The organism is Streptomyces sp. SID486 (genome assembly GCF_009865385.1).
Classification (GTDB): domain Bacteria; phylum Actinomycetota; class Actinomycetes; order Streptomycetales; family Streptomycetaceae; genus Streptomyces.
Window position 1 is genome coordinate 1 of sequence record NZ_WWJT01000083.1, and the last position, 3,029, is coordinate 3,029.

General features: G+C 75.7%; 3 protein-coding genes. 1 reads left to right on the forward strand and 2 read right to left on the reverse strand.

The genetic code is table 11. The features are described 5' to 3' along the window. The first annotated feature begins 452 nt into the window (after positions 1–452). Positions 453–1,127 (forward strand): response regulator transcription factor, encoded by a 675-nt coding sequence (locus GT045_RS04315; protein WP_161333331.1) that lies wholly within the window; start codon positions 453–455, stop codon positions 1,125–1,127. A 105-nt stretch (positions 1,128–1,232) separates the two neighbouring features. On the opposite strand, the gene GT045_RS04320 is transcribed toward GT045_RS04315, so the two are convergent. Beyond that, entirely contained in the window at positions 1,233–1,712 is a 480-nt protein-coding gene (locus tag GT045_RS04320; RefSeq protein ID WP_161333332.1) for a PPOX class F420-dependent oxidoreductase, read from the reverse strand. Positions 1,713–1,880: 168 nt separating this feature from the next. Beyond that, positions 1,881–2,825: a LysR family transcriptional regulator gene (locus GT045_RS04325; RefSeq protein ID WP_202527097.1), complete on the reverse strand. Its 945-nt coding sequence runs from the start codon at positions 2,823–2,825 to the stop codon at positions 1,881–1,883. Positions 2,826–3,029 lie beyond the last annotated feature (204 nt).

The window sequence follows — 3,029 nt, forward strand, 5'->3', positions numbered from 1 at the left end:
TGCGGGGGCCTGGTGGCCCCGCCCCGGACGCCGGCACCGCACCGGCCGCCCGGCTGTGGCGCGGCCGGTGCGGCCGCCGGGGAGGGTGAGGTCGGTGGTGCCGTGACCGGGCGAGGTCGGTGGAGCCGTGACCGGGCGAGGTCGGTGGGCCGTGATCGTGACGACCGTCGCGTCGCGTGGGACGACCGTCGCGTCGCGTGGGTGGAGGTGAGGTGCGGTGGCACCCCGGCCGCTACGACGACGGGGGTGAGTGGGCGGGGGTGGGGTGCGGTGGCACCCCCGGCCGTTACGACGACGGGGTGAGTGGGCGGGGGCGGGGTGCGGTGGTGCCGTGGCCGCGGCGACCATGGGACGAGTAGGGCCGGTCGGCCCTGGCCGGCCGGCGGCGGACGGTGGATGATCAGCTCGTGGGCAGCCGCAGCCTGTCCGTCCCCGGGGAACGAGAGGCCGTCATGACCGAGACACGTGCCTTCACCGAGCTGGATCCGATCCGTGTCTTCCTGCTGGACGACCACGAGGTCGTCCGGCGCGGCCTGACCGACCTGCTCGACGGTGAACCGGACATCCGCGTGGTCGGCGACGCCGGCACCGCCGAGCACGCGCTGGCCCGCGGCCCCGCCCTGCGCCCGCACGTCGCCGTGCTCGACGTACGGCTGCCGGACGGCGACGGCATCACCGTCTGCCGGGAGCTGCGCAGCCGGATGCCGGAGCTGGCGTGTCTGATGCTGACCTCGTTCGACGACGAGGACGCCCTGCTGGACGCCATCATGGCCGGGGCGTCGGGCTACGTGCTCAAGCAGATCAGGGGCTCCGACCTCGTCTCCGCCGTCCGCACCGTCGCCTCGGGGCAGTCGATGCTCGACCCCATGACCACGGCCCGGCTCATGCGGTCCCTGCGTACGGACCCGGCGGAGGCCCCGTCGCTGCCGCCCGAGCTGGCCCGCCTGTCGCCCCGCGAACGGGACATCCTGGCCCTGGTCGGTGACGGGCTGACCAACCGCGAGATCGGTGGACGGCTCTACCTGTCGGAGAAGACCGTCAAGAACCACATCTCACGGATGCTGGCGAAACTGGGTGTGCAGCGCCGGGTCCAGGCGGCGGTCCTCGCCTCGCACCTGGAGCCGTAGCGGGACCGTGGCGCACCCGGTGCCCGCCGCGCGCGCCCGCGTCGGCGGGCCGCCCGGCCACGGCGAGCCGCCCCGTCGTTCCGCCCGGTTCCCCGCGGTCCGCCGTCAGCCGTCCTGCTCCTGCACGCCGGACGGCGACGGGCCCCGGCTCCCCGAGCCGGGCGCGCCCGGCGGCAGGGGCTCGACGCCCACGACGTGCCGTACCTTCGTCGGCTCCACGTAGGCGAGGACACGGCGTTCACCCGGGATGCCCCACTCGAACCGCTCGGTGCCCACGTAGGTGGCCGCCAGCCGGTCCATGTTCCGGTCCGCCTCCGCACCCTCGACGAACCGGACCACCCGCCCCCGGATCTGGACGCGGTCGTACGGGTCGTCCGGGTCCGCGCTGGACAGGCAGACGCGCGGATCGCGGCGGAGGTTGCGCTCCTTGATGCGCCCGACAGCGGTGTTGAAGACGACCAGATCGCCTTCGAGGCCGACCCACATCGGGCTCACGTGCGGCGCGCCGTCGGCGTCGACCGTGGCGACGTACCAGATGTTCGGCGCTTCGATCCTCTCGCGGATCTCCTTGGGAAGAGCAGTCATGGGGGCGTCCTGCCCGGCCCCGGCGGCGATCAAGCATCGGAGCTCCACCGCGTCCCGCCCGTCCTCCGCGACTCCCCCGCGACTCCCCCGCGGCTGCCCGGTGGTGGCCGTCTGGCCCCGGCGCGGTCGCGGCGGCCGGAACCGGCGCGCCACCGGCGCCGGGACCGCTCACGGGCGGGGAGACGGTGGCGGAGCGGGACCGTCGGTGTCCAGGGCGGTCGCCCGGAGTACGGCGGTCAGGCGGGTGACCGCCTCGGTCGGGGGGTGCGGAAGGCGGGCCAGGAGCAGGCGTCGCTGTTCCTGGGGGCCGCCGCGTACCGGGAGGACGCGTACGCCGGGGGGCGCCACCGCGGCGAAGACGGCCGGTACGGTGGTCAAGCCGCAGCCCGCCGCGACGAGTTGCAGCTTGGCCAGCCAGTCGCGGGCGGTGTGAGCGATCTCCGGCCGCTCGTCCAGGCCGGGCCAGACGCCCATCACGTGGTCGTCCCCCGAGGAGGAACCGGCGATCCAGCGCCGGCCGCGCAGATCGGCCACGTCGACGAAGTCGCCGCGGGCCAGTGGGTGTGCGGCGGGCACCGCCAGGCGCAGGGCGCGTTCGGTGAGCGTCAGCAGCCGCAGCGGGGGCGACTCGGTGTCCGGTGGCCGGAACGGAGGGGCGGAGGCGAGCAGGGCCAGGTCCAGGCTGCCGGCCCGCAGAGCGCGCACCAGTGCCGGAGTGCCGCCCTCCCGGCCGACGACGTGCAGCTCGGGGTCCGTGCGGCGCAGCGCCGCCAGCGCCCGGGGTACGAGTACGGCGCCGGCGCTGGGGAACCAGCCCAGCCGGACCGTCCCGGCCTGCCCGGGCAGGCCGGACAGTTCCCGCGCGGTCGCGTCGATCTCGTCGAGCACGACCGTGGCGCGGCGCATGACGACACGGCCCGCCGGGGTGAGCCGCACCCCGTCCCGCCGTCGCTCCAGCAGCTCGGCGCCCGCCGCGCGCTCGATCGCGGCGATCTGCCGGGAGACCGCCGACTGGGTGTAGCCCAGCGATGCCGCGGCGGCGGTGAAGGTTCCCTGTTCCGCCACGGCTCGCAGGACCCGCAGCGCGGTGAGTGACACATCCGTGAAGTCCATGACGGGCACGCATATTACACAGGCGTACATCCCGGTGACCGCATGCGCGTAGCGCTCGTGCGCACCCGTGAACCGGTGCGCCACCGCCCTCCGCCGGGTCCCGCTCGTCGCACCCCGGCGGCGCCGGGCGGCCGCTGAGAGCGTCGTCCGAAAGACGTCGGCGGCCTGGCGCCGCCGCCGGGCGCGGCGGACCGGCCGCCGCCC